The sequence below is a fragment of the Thiohalobacter thiocyanaticus genome (assembly GCF_003932505.1).
In the GTDB taxonomy this organism is placed as follows: Bacteria; Pseudomonadota; Gammaproteobacteria; order Thiohalobacterales; family Thiohalobacteraceae; genus Thiohalobacter; species Thiohalobacter thiocyanaticus.
The window spans coordinates 1,242,038-1,258,426 of record NZ_QZMU01000001.1; the positions used below are offsets into that span (position 1 = coordinate 1,242,038).

18 protein-coding genes are annotated in these 16,389 nt (G+C 67.2%); 1 reads left to right on the plus strand and 17 read right to left on the minus strand.

Features of this window, described 5'->3' with window-relative positions:
• The first annotated feature begins 183 nt into the window (after positions 1-183).
• Complete coding sequence (locus tag D6C00_RS05875; RefSeq protein ID WP_125180860.1) at positions 184-375, plus strand: YgaP family membrane protein; 192 nt, start codon at positions 184-186, stop codon at positions 373-375.
• A gap of 25 nt (positions 376-400) precedes the next feature.
• Here the strand turns inward: D6C00_RS05875 and D6C00_RS05880 are convergent, their stop codons facing one another.
• From D6C00_RS05880 to D6C00_RS05960, 17 genes are all read right to left on the minus strand, one after another.
• Positions 401-1,462, minus strand: coding sequence for a LysR family transcriptional regulator (locus D6C00_RS05880; protein WP_125180861.1), 1,062 nt, complete (start codon positions 1,460-1,462; stop codon positions 401-403).
• A 53-nt stretch (positions 1,463-1,515) separates the two neighbouring features.
• Positions 1,516-3,663: a SulP family inorganic anion transporter gene (locus D6C00_RS05885; RefSeq protein ID WP_125180862.1), complete on the minus strand. Its 2,148-nt coding sequence runs from the start codon at positions 3,661-3,663 to the stop codon at positions 1,516-1,518.
• A gap of 235 nt (positions 3,664-3,898) precedes the next feature.
• Positions 3,899-4,123: a hypothetical protein gene (locus tag D6C00_RS05890; RefSeq protein WP_125180863.1), complete on the minus strand. Its 225-nt coding sequence runs from the start codon at positions 4,121-4,123 to the stop codon at positions 3,899-3,901.
• Entirely contained in the window at positions 4,120-4,752 is a 633-nt protein-coding gene (parA, locus tag D6C00_RS05895) for a ParA family partition ATPase (protein ID WP_125180864.1), read from the minus strand. Before parA ends, D6C00_RS05890 begins: the two co-directional genes overlap by 4 nt.
• A gap of 16 nt (positions 4,753-4,768) precedes the next feature.
• Entirely contained in the window at positions 4,769-5,032 is a 264-nt protein-coding gene (locus D6C00_RS05900; protein WP_125180865.1) for a 4a-hydroxytetrahydrobiopterin dehydratase, read from the minus strand.
• A gap of 15 nt (positions 5,033-5,047) precedes the next feature.
• Positions 5,048-5,494 (minus strand): ferritin-like domain-containing protein, encoded by a 447-nt coding sequence (locus D6C00_RS05905; protein ID WP_125182386.1) that lies wholly within the window; start codon positions 5,492-5,494, stop codon positions 5,048-5,050.
• Positions 5,495-5,537: 43 nt separating this feature from the next.
• Positions 5,538-5,861 (minus strand): BMC domain-containing protein, encoded by a 324-nt coding sequence (locus D6C00_RS05910; protein ID WP_125180866.1) that lies wholly within the window; start codon positions 5,859-5,861, stop codon positions 5,538-5,540.
• A 169-nt stretch (positions 5,862-6,030) separates the two neighbouring features.
• Positions 6,031-6,345, minus strand: coding sequence for a BMC domain-containing protein (locus tag D6C00_RS05915; RefSeq protein ID WP_125180867.1), 315 nt, complete (start codon positions 6,343-6,345; stop codon positions 6,031-6,033).
• Positions 6,346-6,378: 33 nt separating this feature from the next.
• Positions 6,379-6,678 (minus strand): BMC domain-containing protein, encoded by a 300-nt coding sequence (locus D6C00_RS05920; RefSeq protein WP_125180868.1) that lies wholly within the window; start codon positions 6,676-6,678, stop codon positions 6,379-6,381.
• Positions 6,679-6,728: 50 nt separating this feature from the next.
• Positions 6,729-6,998, minus strand: a complete 270-nt coding sequence (locus tag D6C00_RS05925; protein ID WP_125180869.1) for a carboxysome peptide B — start codon at positions 6,996-6,998, stop codon at positions 6,729-6,731.
• Positions 6,998-7,273, minus strand: a complete 276-nt coding sequence (locus D6C00_RS05930; RefSeq protein ID WP_125180870.1) for a carboxysome peptide A — start codon at positions 7,271-7,273, stop codon at positions 6,998-7,000. Before D6C00_RS05930 ends, D6C00_RS05925 begins: the two co-directional genes overlap by 1 nt.
• Complete coding sequence (locus D6C00_RS05935; protein WP_125180871.1) at positions 7,274-8,797, minus strand: carboxysome shell carbonic anhydrase; 1,524 nt, start codon at positions 8,795-8,797, stop codon at positions 7,274-7,276. It abuts the gene before it with no gap.
• A gap of 29 nt (positions 8,798-8,826) precedes the next feature.
• Positions 8,827-11,154: a CsoS2 family carboxysome shell protein gene (locus D6C00_RS05940; RefSeq protein ID WP_241546806.1), complete on the minus strand. Its 2,328-nt coding sequence runs from the start codon at positions 11,152-11,154 to the stop codon at positions 8,827-8,829.
• A 56-nt stretch (positions 11,155-11,210) separates the two neighbouring features.
• On the minus strand, positions 11,211-11,555 hold the full coding sequence (locus D6C00_RS05945) for a ribulose bisphosphate carboxylase small subunit (RefSeq protein WP_125180872.1): 345 nt from the start codon (positions 11,553-11,555) through the stop codon (positions 11,211-11,213).
• Positions 11,556-11,607: 52 nt separating this feature from the next.
• Positions 11,608-13,023, minus strand: a complete 1,416-nt coding sequence (locus D6C00_RS05950; RefSeq protein ID WP_125180873.1) for a form I ribulose bisphosphate carboxylase large subunit — start codon at positions 13,021-13,023, stop codon at positions 11,608-11,610.
• Between the two features lie 437 nt (positions 13,024-13,460).
• On the minus strand, positions 13,461-14,738 hold the full coding sequence (locus tag D6C00_RS05955) for a DEAD/DEAH box helicase (RefSeq protein WP_125180874.1): 1,278 nt from the start codon (positions 14,736-14,738) through the stop codon (positions 13,461-13,463).
• Between the two features lie 445 nt (positions 14,739-15,183).
• Positions 15,184-16,365: an efflux RND transporter periplasmic adaptor subunit gene (locus tag D6C00_RS05960; protein ID WP_125180875.1), complete on the minus strand. Its 1,182-nt coding sequence runs from the start codon at positions 16,363-16,365 to the stop codon at positions 15,184-15,186.
• Between the last annotated feature and the right edge of the window lie 24 nt (positions 16,366-16,389).

The following is a 16,389-nucleotide window of genomic DNA, read 5'->3' on the forward strand; positions in this document are numbered from 1 at the left end:
CGGGACGTCCGGACTCAACGGCTGTCCGGCACACAACGGCCTGCATCGATCAGCCGCCGGGTCAGGTCGTCGCCGGGCGAACGCACACGGCTGTCAGAAAATGTCGCCCCCGGCGACCTGACCGGCGCCGGATTCTGTGCCATGCTTGGCATGAGGGAACAGGCAATCACAGGAGACGTCAGCATGAAGATCAACGAAGGCAGTCTGGACCGGGGCATCCGCATCATCGTGGGACTGGCGCTGATCGGCCTGACCCTGGCGGGCACCATCGGCGTCTGGGGCTGGATCGGCGTACTGCCGCTGGTCACCGGGGTGGTCGGCTGGTGCCCCGGCTATGCGCTGCTCGGGATCAATTCCTGCAAGACCAGGGTCTGACCAGGGCCTGTCAGCAGGCTCCAGCTCAGGCGGATTTCTTCCGGCGCGCGGTCTTCTTGCCGCCACCGCCCTTGGCATCCTTTTTCTGCACATGCTGGCGCAGGCCCGGCCACATGGATTCGACCTGCTTGCGCAGCTCCGGCTCGATCTCCTTGGCAAAATCCAGGAAGGTACGGGCCACCAGCGACAGCTCCTTGCCCTTGGGGTAGACCAGATACCACTGGCGCATGATGGGAAAGCCTTCCACGTCGAGGATGGCCACCGGGCCGTCCGTACCCTCCAGGGTCAGGGTGTGCAGTGACAGCACCGACAGGCCCAGCCCGCCGACAATGGCGTGCTTGATGGCCTCGTTGCTGCCCAGTTCCATGCGCACCCGGGGGCGCGGCCCGTTGGCGTCGAAGATGCGCAGCATGGCATCGCGGATGCCCGAGCCCGGCTCGCGCAGGATGAAGGGCTCCTCGATCAGGCGTGACAGCGGGATCTTCTTCTTGCCCACCAGGGGGTGGTCGCGCGGCGCCATCACCATCAGGGGATTGGGCGCGAAGGGGTAGGCCTCGACCTCGAGCTCGTCCGAGGGCGCCTGGCCCATGATGTAGAGATCGTCCTCGTTGGCCAGCATGCGCTCGATGATGCGGTCACGGTTGGTCACCTTGAGCGCGACGTCCACGCCCGGATACAGCCGACTGAACTCGCCCAGGATCTCCGGTGCCAGGTACTTGGCCGTGGTGATCACACCCAGTCGCAGCCGGCCGCGGCGCATGCCCTTGAGGTCGGCCATCTGCATTTCCAGGTTGGACAGGGTATCGAACATGCGCCGGCAGGCCTCATACAGCACATGGCCGGCCTCGGTCGGCCGCACATTGCGCCCGACGTGCTCGAACAGGGTCAGTCCCATCGCATCGGTCAACTTCTTGATCTGCATGGATACCGTGGGCTGGGTCAGAAACAGCTCCTCGGCGGCCCGGGTGAAGCTGCCCAGCCGGACGATGGCCTCGAACACCTGCAACTGGCGAAGGGTCGCATGCCGGATCAGATAATCCGGCATCGCCGACGGCGGTGTATAGTCTCGATCGTGTGCGCTCGGCATCTCGCTCATGTCCTCCAGTGTACAGCTTCTGCGTGCAAAGCAATATCCACCGTTCAGCCGACCACGGCCGTATGGCCCACGCCGCGCCCCGGCCGGGAATCGGGCTCGGCCCGCGCCGCCGCCCCGGCACAGCGGGCCTCCAGAACCTCCAGGGCCGTCTCCTTGTCCGGGAAGAAGGCCTCCCGGCCCAGCTCATCCACCAGCCCGCTCTTCTCCAGCGCCTGCATGACCTGGTGCTTGAGGCCGCTGAAACACAGGCCGACCCCGAGCTCGCGCAGCCGGCGCGCCACCTCGTGGATGCGGTCCTCGCCGGAGGCGTCGATCTCGTTGATGCCGCTGCCCACCACCAGTACGGCGCAGGCCCGGGGAAACTCCCGATGCGCCTCCAGGATGATGTCCTCGAAATAGGCCACGTTGATGAAGGTCAGCGAGCCGTCGAAGCGCACCGGCACGAAGTCCTCGCTCAGAGGCTTCAGCCGATGGGCCTCGATCCCGCCGAGGGTGCCGTCGGCCTTGCGGCTGACGATCTCGGCGCGCGGCCGCATGGTGCGGATCAGGTAATGCAGCACGGTCAGCGCCACCCCAAGCAGGATACCGTTGGCGATGTCCGGTGCCATCAGCAGGGTGGCGGCGAAGGTGATGATCCCGATCACCGCCCCGACCCGGTCGACCTTCCAGGCCTGGACCAGGGGCTGGATCCGGATCAGCCCGAACACGGCCAGCATCACGATCACGGCCAGCACCGCCTGCGGCAGGTGGTACAGGTAGGTGGTGAAGAACAGCAGTACCAGCACCACGGCCAGGGCGCTGATGATGGCGAACACGCCTGTCTGCGCCCCGGTGCGGGCCGCCACCGCCGAACGCGAGAAAGAGCCGCTCACGGTATAGGAGCCGAAGAAACTGCCGGCGATGTTGGCCAGGCCCTGGCCGACCAGTTCCTTGCTGGTATCCACGCGCTCACCGGTGGTGGTGGCGATCGCCCGCGAAATCGAGGTCGCTTCCATGAAGCCGATCAGGGCCATGACCAGGGCCGCCGGCAGCAGCGCCGGCACCAGAGTCCATTCGATTTCCGGTGTCTCGAAGCTGGGCAGGCCCTGGGGGATGTCGCCCACCACGGCACCGCCGGCCGACAGCAGGATGGTGCCGTTGTCCACACCGCTGAAACGCCACAGACCGGGCGCGTAATCGGCCTCCTCGGCCAGGCTGTCAGCGGCATGGAAGCCCAGGCCGCCCTCCGGCCCGGGCACAGCCCGCAGTGGTGTCGCATGCATCTCCATCTGGCGCAGGGTGTTGTCCGCCTTGAGCCGCTTCAGCTCATGCTCCAGCACCGCGTTGGTGGCGCGCAGGGCGGCCGCCTCCCGGACCGCCTCCGCCCCGCCGCGTTCCTCCAGCCGTTCGGCCCGGCGGCTGTTGGCGGCGATCTCGGTGGTGAGGCTGTCGATGCGGGTACGATCCGCATCGAATTCCTGGATGGTCGTGCGCAGCGGCGCATGCCGGATCTGCTCGGCGGCCACTTCGGTGCGGCTTTCGAACCCGCTCAGGGCGCTGACCAGGGTCGCCAGCACCACCGCGATCAGCACGCCCGGCAGCGCCGGCGCGACCCGGCGCAGGCCGGCGATGATCAGCCAGGCGCCCAGCGCGAAGGCAAGCGTTGCCCAGTGCAGCTGCGGCACCTGTATGACCACCCGCCATAGATCGAGCAGATAGGAATCGGTACGCGGAAACGGCACCCCGATCACCTTGCTCAGCTGCGACAGCCCGATGATGAGCGCCGCGGCATTGGTGAAACCGACGATCACCGGGGTGGAGAGCAGATTGACGATCGCACCCAGCCGGAACACGCCCAGGGCCAGGCGCAGCACGCCGACCATCAGCGCCAGCATGACGGACAGGGCAATGAACTGATCGCTGCCCGGAGTGGCGAAGGGGATCAGCGCGGCGGCCGACATCAGCGACAGCATCGCCACCGGCCCGGTGTGCAGCTGGCTGGAAGACCCCCACAGGGAGGCCACGATCACCGGCACGAAGGAGGCGTACAGCCCGTAGACCACCGGCAGGCCGGCCAGCTGGGCATAGGCCATACTCTGGGGCACCAGCACCAGTGCCACCGTGACGCCTGCCAGCAGATCCGCCCGCAGCTTGGCCCGGCTCAGCGGAAACCAGCGCAGGAACGGAAACAGCGCTTGGAAAAAAGCGGGCATATTCACTCTGACTCCAGTAGCGTTCGCCTCGCGGCGACCGGGAGTGAAACCGCACAAACCCGGCGGGCGGACTGTCTGAACCCGTTACAGACCGCCTATGTCGCGCGCATCCCGGAAACCTAGCATTAAGTGGGCTTTTTATATTCAACCCACATCCGGTTCGAGTATCCGGCGGACACCACTTAAGTACAAATCGATAATACAAACGCTATTGATCGATTTCTGTATATGGGTTTCAGTCCGGCCAGATGCGACGGCCGCTCTGGTAGGGATCCGCTTCCACCTCTGCCCGGGGCGGCGCTCCGGTTTTGCGTGCCGGCGTCTTCCTGGCCGCCGCCGGCTTGCTGCCGCGGGAAGCGGTTCTGGATTTCTGTTGCGTACCCGCGGCCTGGGCCGCGCCGGCCTTGGTCTTGCGCATGGAGGCAACGAGTTTATCTCCGGTCTTGTCTGCTTCACTCATGATGCGATCACCTCGCTGATCAGGTTGTTGATCTCCTCGGCGGCGTCGGCACCGCGCCGCCCCAGATCCAGCACGGTACGGCCTTCCAGCACGCTGGCGCGGTAGGCGGCACGCCGGCGGATGGGCGTTTGCGCGGCGGGCAGGTCCAGCTCGTCCAGGGCCTGACGGATCAGGCGTGACAGCTTTGTACGCGGCTCGAGCTGGTTGATCACCAGCCAGGCGCGCAGCCCGGGATTCGTTTCCCGCGCCTGGGTGACGGCGCGTTCGATGTGCACCGTAGCCCACAAATCCAGGGGCGATGGCTGTACGGGGATCAGGGCGACATCGCACAGGCTCAGGGCGGCCAGTGTCTGCGGTGCATGCACCGACGGCGGACAGTCGATGACGATATGCCGGTAGTCCCGCCGTCGACGCGCATACAGACGCTCCAGATCGGCCGCCGCGGCGATCACATCGGGTGCGGTCCGGCTTTCGGCGAAGGCGCGCCACTGCAGCGAAGAACCCTGAGGATCGGCATCCAGGATGATCGTGGGTTCGGCCGTCCGCTGCGCCAGCCCCGTTGCCAGATTGATGGTCAGCGTGGTCTTGCCGGCACCGCCCTTGTTGCCGACCAGCGCGATCACGGCCATGCCTGAGACCGCCGCCTCAGTTGGAGGATTCGGTACCGCGCAGCTCGTCGAGCTGTGCGGCGAAACGACGCTGGGTATCGTTCAGCGCCTCGGCCCCCTCCTCGGCATGGATCGTGATATTGACGTAATCACGACCGAAGCCCATGTCGGGGTACAGCCCCTCGCGTTCGGAGAGGTCAGCTGCGCGATCCAGAAAATCGCGCAGGGATGAGTAATCCGGAAACTGGTAACGCCGTTCGAGGCGGTGGGGACGATTGCGTTCCTGCCATTCGGAATTCATAACGCATTTCCTCTGTTAAGCGGGTCGCTTGAGTTCCTCGATCCAGCCGGCCAGCTCGCGTGCATGTTCGCTTTCTTCCTCCAGGAGGGTAGCGAAGAACAGACGGCTGTCATGATCCCCCTGTCGGGCACAGTGGCTGGCGGCCTCGGTATAGAGTCGCACCAGTTCCTGCTCGAAGGCCTGGTCCTCCTGCAGCAGCGCCTCCAGGCTGGAGCCCAGTCGCACCGGCCGCAGCTGCGAGGCATTGGGGGCAGCCCCCAGGGCAAGCATGCGCGCGATGATGCGCTCCACGTGCCCCATCTCCTCGCGGGCCTCGCGACTCAGACGATCGGCCGCCTCGGTCAGGCCCCAGGTCGCGGTCAGGCGGGCCTGGGTGCTGTAGAGCTGGACCGCGCTGAGCTCGAGACTCAGGGCCCGACCGAGATAACCGAGGACACGCTGATCGGCACCGGCATTGACCATGGTCATGCCTCCGTCACCAGGGATCCCTCTGCCCCGCCCTTACTCAACTGCGCGGCGGGCGGTTGCCAGCCGTGCCGGCGACCTCATCCAGCACCGGCTCCACCTCGCGGTGGGGACGGGCAATGATGTGTGCCGCGACCAGGCCGTCACCCACGCGCTCGCAGGCATCGGCACCGGCACGCACCGCCGCATTGACCGCGCCGGTCTCGCCGCGCACCAGCACGGTGACATAGCCGCCGCCCACGAACTCGCGCCCGATCAGGCGCACCTCTGCCGCCTTGGTCATGGCGTCCGCCGCTTCGATGGCGGGCACCAGGCCGCGGGTTTCAATCATGCCGAGCGCAATACCATAGGTATCGTTGGCCATGGCTGGGATCTCCTGTTCAATAAACGATAATGACGGATCAAATCACCCTTGCCGATCCTTTCCCTTCGTCATTGCGAGGCGCGCAGCGCCGCGGCAATCTCTGACAGATTGCGGCTGCGGCATGAGATTGCCACGCTTACGCTCGCAATGACGTTGGGTCAGAGATGGCTCAGGCCGCTGCCGCGGACTTGTCACCGCCGGTCGGCAGCACCGGTTCCACCTCGCGGTGCGGACGGGCAATGATGTGTGCCGCGACCAGACCGTCGCCCACGCGTTCGCAGGCATCGGCACCGGCACGCACCGCTGCGTTGACCGCGCCGGTCTCGCCGCGTACCAGCACGGTGACATAGCCGCCGCCGACGAACTCACGGCCGATCAGCCGGACTTCCGCCGCCTTGGTCATGGCATCCGCCGCCTCGATGGCGGGCACCAGCCCGCGGGTTTCGATCATGCCCAGAGCAATACCGTAGTTCTCAGTTGCCATCTTCGTGTCTCCGTTGTAAGGATTGATCAAAAATCAGTTGGTCTTGGGCGAGCCCAGTACCGGCTCCACCTCGCGGTGCGGACGTGCAATGATGTGCGCCGCAACCAGACCGTCGCCCACGCGCTCGCAGGCATCGGCGCCGGCACGTACGGCCGCGTTGACCGCACCGGTCTCACCGCGCACCAGTATGGTGACATAGCCGCCGCCGACGAAGTCGCGGCCGATCAGCCGGACCTCGGAAGCCTTGGTCATGGCGTCCGCCGCCTCGATGGCGGGCACCAGCCCGCGGGTTTCGATCATGCCCAGTGCGATGCCGTAATTGTCATTTGCCATCTCTGTCTCTCCTGCTCGCTCGTCGTTGCTTCAAATCGTGCCATTCAACTTCATTTCCGGCTCGGTTGGTCCGATGCCTGTTCCCAGTGATCGATGATGCCGCCGATGGTCAGGTCGGTGAGCACACCGAAATCCCCTGCCGCGTAACGGGCCGCCGATCCGCTGACCGTGAACACCCAGTTGCCGGTGCGGGCACCGACCGGGTCGACCGCCACCTGGCGCTTGCCGGCCGCGCTGCGCAGCACCCGCAGACTGATCTGCTTGAGTCCGTCCACGCGTCGGGTGCAAACCAGGGGCGCCTCGACCTGGAAGATCTCCATCAGCCCTGATCCTGTTCCGTTGCCTGATCCGACTCCGGCGGCCAACGGTCGATGATGCCGACGATGGTCAGATCGCTCGGGTATTCCTTGCTGCCGGCGGCCTCGCGCGCCGCCGAGCTGCCCACGCAGATCACCCAGTCGCCGGGGATACAGCCGACCGCATCCACCGCCACCTGCAAGGCGCTGCCGTCGCGCACCACCTGCAGGTGCCTGTGCTCCAGCCCGGGGATGCGGTTGGTCGCCACCAGCGGACGTTCCACCTGACAGATCTTCATTCAGTGCGCCTCCTGAGCCGGTTCCCGCACGCTGCAATCCAGCACCTCGACCCGGCCGCCGACCCCGCCGGCATCGATGTCGCGCACCAGCTGCAGGCTGTGCAGCAGGCCGCGCCCGGCCAGCTCGGGGTAACGCGCCGCCAGCGCCCCGGCCACCCGCCGACAGTGCGCCACCGCCCGCTCGCGCGCACCCGGCACCTGGCCGTGGTAGTCGAAGCGCACCACCACCGGGATGGGCAGGCCGTGGCCGACATTGAGCCGGCTGAAAATCTTCACCCCCACGTCCAGATCGGGGGCGGCCTCCTCGACCGTGTCGAGATAGGCGAAATAGGTGAGGTTGCGCAGCTGCACCTCCTCGAAGCCCTTGCCGGCGCCGATGAAGCGCTCGGCATGGCCGATGTCCGGATAGCGCCCGCCGTGATGGCGCTGCACGTACTCGATCTGCGACAGATTGTTCTCCAGCAGCCGCGCCAGCAGCCGCAGCATGCCGGCCGGCGCCTCCGGGGCGGCCTCGCGCAGCCGGGCGTCGATACGCTCGGCGGCCTCAACTGCGGGCAGGCCGCGGGTCTCGTCATACAGCTGGGCGGCGTCCACCCAGGTTCCGGGCTCGATGCCGCCGGCGCCGTCCGGCAGGTGCAGCCGGATGGCATCGGTATCTGTATCCAGACCGATCAGCAGCAGGTCGATGGACGCCCCGCAGCAGTAGCTGTTCTCCACCGCCTGCTGGAAGGCCAGCAGGCGTTCGCACCCGGCCTCGGCGGCACGCACCGCATCCGATCCGTGGGCGGCGCAGCCCTCGGTGTCCGGCGCGCTGGAACTGTAGTGATACACCACCGCCTTGAGATACCGGGTCGGCGCATCGGCCGTGTTAGGCGTACCCTCACGGAAGCGCAGCAGCTCGGTCTCGCCCCACTTGGCCAGGCTGTCCTCGATATCGAACAACGCACCGGCGTAGGATTTGCGCCGCACCATGCGGTAAGGCAGGCGCAGCACGTAGCGGATCACGTGGGCCAGCCGGCCGTCGGCGCAGGGCGAGATGTCCAGAATGTGGAAGCCGCAGTCCTGCAGGAAGGCCTGGAACTCCGCCTCCTCCGCCGAACCCAGCGGATCGGCGCTGAAGAAATCGTCCGAGAACCGCAGGTAGGTCTCGAACACGCACCAGGCGTAGAGCCGGCGCAGGTCGAGCTGCTCCACCCAGGCATCGGCCAGGATCCAGCCCGGCAGTTCGAAGCCGAGCCGCTCGCGCGCCACGCGCTGGGCGCGGGTCTCGAAGTCCTCCTCATGCTGCAGCGCCGAGATGCGCTTGAGCGCCGGTACGATGGCGTCGAAGGCACTCCGGACGCGCTGCTCGTAGTCGAACAACCGGGCATTGTCGTCACCGCGGACCAGGGCGTGCACACCGCTGCCGACCCGCGCCGCAATCGGTGCGGCCGGGCTCACGCCCCGCGCCCCCGGCCGGCGCCGGGGAGCGGCGGGCACCTGGGCCACGCGCGCCGAATGCGGGTTGTGAGTACGGTTCAACATGCCTGATCAGTCTCCGTTACTGTCCTGGTTCAGCCGCGAGCACCGCCGGAATAGGTCACCAGCGAGCCCTTGTCGGTGTTGCCGCTGCCGCCGGTCACCCGGCTTACGGGCTCGGGCATCCCTTCGTTGCGCTTGGGTTCGGGCGTGCTCATCACGCTGACTCGGCTGCTGCGCTGGGTCGGATTGCGGCGCGTGGCGGACATCCCCTCGGTGCCGGTGACCCGGTCGCCGCGGTCCCAGTCGTCGCCGGTGATGTTCACACCGGCATCCATACCCTCGCCGCTGATGCGCGGCTTGACCCGGCCGCCGACCTCTGCGGCCGCCGGCGGCACGGCCGCGGCCTCGGCCGGCTGGCGGGGCGCGCCGAAGCGCGCCTCCTCGGTCCCGGTAACCTTGCCACCGGCCATGCCGAAGGGCCCGGTGATGCGCTGGCTCTGTTCATAGCGGGTACCGCTCACGCCGCCGCCATGCGCGGCGGTCTGCTCGACCTGCGAGGGCTGCTGCACACTGAACCGGCCCCAGGGCACGTCCGCGCCCAGCGGCTGCGGGAAGTCCGGCGCGCCCGGCTCGGCCGGGGTAGCGGGACAGGCCGCGGCGTACTGGTCGGCGCCCACATAGGGGGTGCCGCTGATGGTCTCGCAGGCGCCCTTCCCGGCTCCGGTGAGCTTGCCGTCGATGCCCGGCTGCTGGCCGGTCATGATCATGCCCGGGGTGGAGCGCAGGGGCCGGGTGCGCAGCTGTGCTTCCTGCGCCTGCTCCGGCTCGCAGTAGCTGCGGTACTGCTCGGCGCCGGCATAGGGCGTGCCGGTGATGGCCTTGCAGGTGCCGGGCTCGTCGCCGGTCACGCGCCCGGAACGGCCGGTCATGCTGCCGCTCACGCCCAGGCCCTTCAGGGTCTGGGACACGCCCACCTTGGCATCCTGCGGCGCCGGCGCGCTGCCGCAGAAGCCCTGGTACTGCTCGCGGCCGATGTAGTCGTCGCCGGTGATGATCTTGCAGGTGCCGGGCTCGTCGCCGGTCACGCGCTCGCTGCGCCCGACCAGGGTGCCGGTCACACCGCCGCCGCGCAGGGTCTCGGTGTGCCCGACCTTGTCGGGATGCGCACCGTTGCCGCGCTGCATGTACTGGGTTCCGGTCAGTTCCCGGTCGGCCCCGACCTCGTTGCCGGTCACCCGGGACGAACGCCCGACATTGCCGCCGGTCACGGAACGGCCCTTGCGGGTCTCGGCCCGATTCACCTTGGCCGGGCCGGGCTCGGCCAGGCTGGCACACCAGGCCTGGGACTGATCGGCACTGACATATTCAGTGCCGGTGACGCGCTTGCAGGTACCGGGTTCGTCACCGGTGACCCGCTCGCCGCGCCCGACCCGGCTGCCGGTCACTTGGCTGCCGCGCGCGGTGCTGCTCGAGCCCACCCGCAGGAAGGAACGCGGGGCATCGGTCTGGCAGAAGTCGCGGAAGATATCCGCGCCCATGTATTCGGTACCGGTGACGTTGCGGCAGGTGCTGGGCTCGTCGCCGGTGGTGCGGTGGCTGCGCCCCACCATGGTGCCGGTCACGGTCTGGCCGTGGCTGGTCTCGCCCGCACCCACCTTCCAGGGCGCATCCCGGGACGGGCCGACCTTGGCGGATTCGCTGCTGCTGCGTTTGCGCCCGCAGGGCTCGGACTTCTTCTGCCCGGCCCCGCCGTTACGGCTGCGCTGCTCGCGCAGGGTCCTGGCCAGTTCCCGGCTGGAGAGCTGGGGATTGGCCGCGCGCGCGGTCTGGGCGGCGGTCATGCCGTTACTGCTCAGTCCGGCCTTGCCGCGGCTGGACATGGCCTGGCGCCGGGCCAGCGAGGCCGCGCGGGCGGTACTGGTCTGGGCCTTGCCCGGCTTGCGCCGCACCCGGTTGCGACCGGAATCGCTGCGGGTGGTGACGAGGCTGTCGTGCGCCTGTGACGACCCGGATTCAACGTTGGGGTTCTGCGACTCACGCGACTTGTCCTTGCAGCCACAGCCGCAACTGCCCTCGGGCTTCGCCGGCGCGGCCTCTCCCGCCGTAGCGGGCGCCGGCTCACTCCGGGTGCGGTCGCCGCTCTTGAGCGCGGCCTTGCCCTGGCTGGACAACGCCCGGCGCCGGTCTCTCGAAGCCTCCCGGGCACTGCCCGCGGCCGCCGCACCGGCGGCATTCGCGCGTGGCGCGGAGGCAGCCGGGGCTGCCCCGGTCCCGCCGGAAGTCGCCGTCTGCGGCAATGCGCCGCCCCGCGGCTTGCCGCCCTGCGGCAGGCCCGCCTTGCCGGCCTGGGACATCGCCCGGCGCCGGGCGCGGGACGCCTCGCGGGCGCTGTTGCTGGAGCTGTTTGCAGTCTGTGCCATGTTGGAACCCCGTTGCGTCGTCGCTTGTTACGCGTTCAGCCTCGTTGCCCGGCCGCTCAGCCGCGGCCCTCGAACACCACAAAGGCCGAGCCCTGGCTCTGGGTGTAGTTGTCGTAGCCGAGCAGGCGGACGTGGTGGTCCGGATAGGAACGGTGGCAGGCCTCCAGTTCACGCAGCACGTTCTCCAGGCTGGTCTCGCCGAAGAAGGGCAGCTTCCACATGGTCCAGTAGTCGTTGGTGGACTTGGACGGGTGCTCGTGCTCGATGGCCGGGGTCCAGCCCTGGGCGATGATGTAAGCGATCTGGTCCTGGATCTCGTCCGGGGTCAGCGGCGGCAGAAAGCCGAAGGTTTCCAGGGTTTCGGCCGTCTGAAAATCACCCATTTCATACATGTTTGCCATGATTGATTCCTCGTAGCTTGTAGTCGGTTGCGAGTCGGGTCAGGACGGGGCTTCAGCCCACGTCCAGCTTGTCCACGGTCTCGAACTCGAACTTGATTTCCTTCCAGGTCTCCATCGCGATGGCCAGCTCGGGGCTGTTCCTGGCCGCCTCGGTCAGGATGTCGCGCGATTCCTTCTCCAGCTCGCGGCCCTGGTTGCGGGCCTTGACGCAGGCTTCCAGCGCCACGCGGTTGGCCGCGGCACCGGCCGCGTTGCCCCACGGATGGCCCTGGGTACCGCCGCCGAACTGCAGGCAGGAGTCGTCGCCGAAGATGGTGACCAGCGCCGGCATGTGCCAGACGTGGATACCACCGGAAGCCACGGCGAACACGCCGGGCATGGAGCCCCAGTCCTGATCGAAGAAGACGCCGCGGGCACGGTCTTCCGGCACGAAGGATTCACGCAGCTGATCGACGAAGCCCAGGGTGGAGGCGCGGTCGCCTTCCAGCTTGCCCACCACGGTACCGGTATGGAGCTGATCGCCACCGGACAGACGCAGGCACTTGGCCAGCACACGGAAGTGAATGCCGTGTTTGGGATGACGATCGATAACGGCGTGCATGGCGCGGTGGATGTGCAGCAGCATGCCGTTGCGGCGGCACCACTTGGCCAGGCCGGTGTTGGCGGTGAAGCCACCGGTGAGGAAGTCGTGCATGATGATCGGACAGCCCACTTCCTTGGCGAATTCGGCGCGTTCGTACATCTGCTCCGGATCCGGGGCGGTGACATTCATGTAATGGCCCTTGCGCTCGCCGGTTTCCTGCTGGGCCTTCTGGATCGCCTCGCCCACGAACTCGAAGCGGTCACGCCAGCGCATGAAGGGCTGGGAGTTTACATTCTCATCGTCCTTGGTCAGGTCCAGACCGCCGCGCAGACATTCGTACACGGCACGGCCGTAGTTCTTGGCCGACAGACCCAGCTTGGGCTTGATGGTCGCGCCGAGCAGCGGACGGCCGTACTTGTTGAACTTGTCGCGCTCGACCTGGATGCCGTTGGGCGGACCCATGCAGGTCTTGATGTAGGCGATGGGGAAGCGGATATCTTCCAGGCGCAGGTGCTTGAGCGCCTTGAAGCCGAACACGTTGCCCACCAGCGAGGTCAGCACGTTGGTGATGGAGCCTTCCTCGAACAGGTCGATCGGGTAGGCGATGAAGGCGTAGAAGGACTCGGAGTCACCGGGCACGTCCTCGATGCGGTAGGCGCGGCCCTTGTAGTATTCCAGGTCGGTCAGAAGCTCGGACCACACGGTACTCCAGGTACCCGTGGAGGATTCAGCGGCCACGGCGGCGGCCACCTCTTCGCGCGGCACGCCCGGCTGGCCGGTGCACTTGAAACAGGCCAGGAGGTCCGTATCCAGCGGCACATAGTCCGGCGTCCAGTACATGTCGCGGTATTCTTTTACACCCGCGTCATAGGCTTTAACTGACATGATCTTCTCCTGCTTCGATTACGGAATTTGATGGTACGCAAACTGATCCTCGGGACATGGCGAAGCATAGGTCCCGGTCTATTCATCATTCCAATCAATCTTTCATTTGGAATGGATAGATATAAATCTATAAATCTTCGGCGCTGAGGGGATAACCGTCGATAGAACCGGGAAAAATGTTCGCCGGCGGCGGCAGGAACGGGCCCGGGATACGGGAATCCTGTACCCGTTGACGGGCGCAGGGAGAGGGAGGGGACTGTGCATGAAGCAAAAAAAAACGGCCCGCGGTAAACGCGGGCCGATTGGACGCTGGAAGGATGAAGCGTAGCCTAACCCATCATGCCGCAGCCGCGGGCCAATGGGTTTCGGCGCCAGGCGCCTCCACCCATCCTACGTTCATCCGTACCGGTTGACCGGCACGGAGAGGCTCACCGGGTTCAGGCCCGGGCGGCGGGCCGACGCTTGTGTCGCACGGCAGGCCGCGGCGCGCTATCACCCGCGCGCCGGACACCGCTGTTGCCCTTGCCCTTGAACTTGCGCTTGCCGGCGGGGCGGCGATCATCGCCGCGCGGCGCCGGCTTCTGCGGTTCCAGTCCGGGCACCACGATGCGCGGCAGCCGCTCGCCCAGCAGGCGCTCGATGCCGGCCAGGTTGCGCCGGTCGTCGGGACCGATCAGCGAAATGGCCGTGCCGGTGGCCCCGCCGCGGCCGGTGCGGCCGATGCGGTGGATATAGTCCTCGGCCACCATGGGCAGGTCGAAGTTGATCACATGGCTGATGCCCCGGATGTCCAGGCCACGCGCGGCCACATCGGTAGCCACCAGCACCCGCACCTTGCCGCGGCGCATCTGATCCACGGTGCGCTTGCGCTTGCCCTGGTTCATGTCGCCGTGCAGGGCCGCGCTCTGATGACCCTGGTCCTGGAGTTTGGTGGCCAGCTTGTCCGCGCCGCGCTTGGTGGCGGTAAAGATCACCGCCTGCGACAGCGACTGGTCACTGAGCAGGTGCGTGAGCAGTTTGTGCTTGTGGCCGATGTCATCGGCCTGGTGCGCCTGCTGCTCGATCGAGGCGTGACGCTCGGTGTTGGTGGACAGGGCGATACGCGCCGGGTCCTTGAGCAGCCGCCTGGCGATATCCAGGATGCGGCCTTCCAGGGTGGCGGAGAACAGCAGGGTCTGGCGGCTGGCCGGGGTGGCCGCGGCGATCTGGTTGACCGCATCGACAAAGCCCATGTCCAGCATGCGGTCGGCCTCGTCCAGGATCAGTACTTCCAGACGGGAGAAATCCACCCGGCCGCGTTCCATGTGGTCCATCAGTCGGCCCGGCGTTGCAACCAGCAGGTCCAGCGGCTTGCCCAGCAGGCGCATCTGCGGCGGATAGGGTACGCCGCCGACCACGCTGCCGGAGACGACACGGCTGAAACGGCCGAGTTCGCGGATATTGGCCTCCACCTGGCCGGCCAGTTCGCGGGTCGGGGTCAGCACCAGCACGCGCGGACCGTGGCCACGGGTCGTGGCCGGCGTGGCCAGGCGCTGCAGCACCGGCAGCACGAAGGCGGCCGTCTTGCCGGTACCGGTCTGGGCCGAGGCCATCAGGTCGCGGCCGGCCAGCGCCACCGGCACGGCTTCGCGCTGGATGTCGGTGGGTTCGGTGAAGCCGCAGGCCTCGATGGCGCGCAGCAGTTCGGAATTCAGATTCAGGGAGTCAAACGACACAATACAACACCTCATCCGCCCGTCACTGGCAGATTCATGATTTTCATAACAGAACCGCGCGGATGCGCAGGATTACATGACGGATAATCGACTGGTTCCGGTTGCGCCGGTGGCCTTGAGGCCCGGACGCGGAGGATTCGTTGCAAACCCGGAAACCAGTGACAAGCACGGAGGGAGGTTGGAAACGAACTCAGCCCTGCCTGTTCGTCGCAGGGTGCGGGCACTATAACAGGTGGCGGGTAGAATAGCGAATGGAGTCTGCAGATCCGGCAGGTTGGACTGAACAAAGCGAAGCCCAACGTTACTGGCACTTAGGGAACCTCTGATTAATTCGTCATTGCGAGGAGCGCAGCGACGCGGCAATCTTTAACCGACTGATTCTGCTTTATGAGATTGCTTCGCTACGCTCGCAATGACAGGAATGTTTGAATTAATCAGAGGTTCCTTAGTAAGTCACCCGCACCCCGTCGCTGATCTGATCGTCGGGATGGCTGATCACCTGCTCGCCGGGCTCCAGCCCGGACAGGATCTGCGCGGTCAGGCCGGCGCGCTGGCCGACTTCGACCGGGGTCAGCTGCGCGCGGCCCGAGGCGATGCGGAACACACCCCAGCCGCCGTTGTGGCGGAACAGGGCGCTGGCGGGAATCTGCAGCACATCCTCGCCTTCCCAGACCCGGAAGCGCGCCTCCACCCGGTAGGCATCGCCCAGTCGCTGCCACTGCTCGGACGGTGAACGGAAATCGATGATCACCAGCACCCGCTGCTCTTCCACGCCCAGGGCCGAGATCTTGGTGAAACCGGCCGGCTCCACCACCCGTACCACGCCTTCCAGATCGGTTTCCCCGCCCCAGCGTTCGAGGCTTACCCGGGTGCCGGGCGCAATCTGCACCGCCTGAGTGGAGAGCAGTTCCACCACCACCTCGAGCCGGGCCGGATCGCCGAGTTCCAGCAGGGGCTCACCGGCCTGCACCGGGCCGGCACTCTCGCGCAGGCGTTTCAGGACCCGGCCGTCGATCGGGGCCGTCAGGGTGAAACTCTCCCCCGTCGGCGCGGCGTCATAACTGGCCAGGGCGGCCCGGGCCGTCTCCAGTTCGAACCGCGCCACCTCCACGCTGTGCTGCGCGGCTGCGTTCAGGGCCCGGCTGCGCACCGCCTCGGCCTCGGCCCGGTCCAGGGCATCGTCGGACAGGTCGCCGGCGCGGTGCAGGCGCCTGGCCCGCTCCAGCGCCTGGTCCGCCAGTGCGGCCTGGGCAGCGGCGCTGCGCTGTTCCTCGCGGGCGGCGGCCAGCGCCGCCTCGGTACCCTTCACCCCGGCCTCGGCCCGGGCGCGGCTGCGCGGATCCAGGGCATCGGCCCGGCGCGGTTCGATCACGGCCAGCGGCTGATCCGCCGCCACCGCATCGCCCGGCTCGAGCGTGATCCGGCGCAGGTAGCCGCTCACCGGCGCACTGATCAGATAGCGTTCACGGACCCGGGTGCGGCCCTCCTCCTCCACCGTCACGGTCAGGGGGCCGCGCGTGACGCCGGCCGGCTCCACCGGCACCGGCCGCGGCATGAAACCCCATACCAGTGCCGCAGCCAGCACCAGGCCGAGCAGCAGGATTCCGAGTCGGGCGTTCAACTTCATAATGAGGTCCATTCTACACGTGGC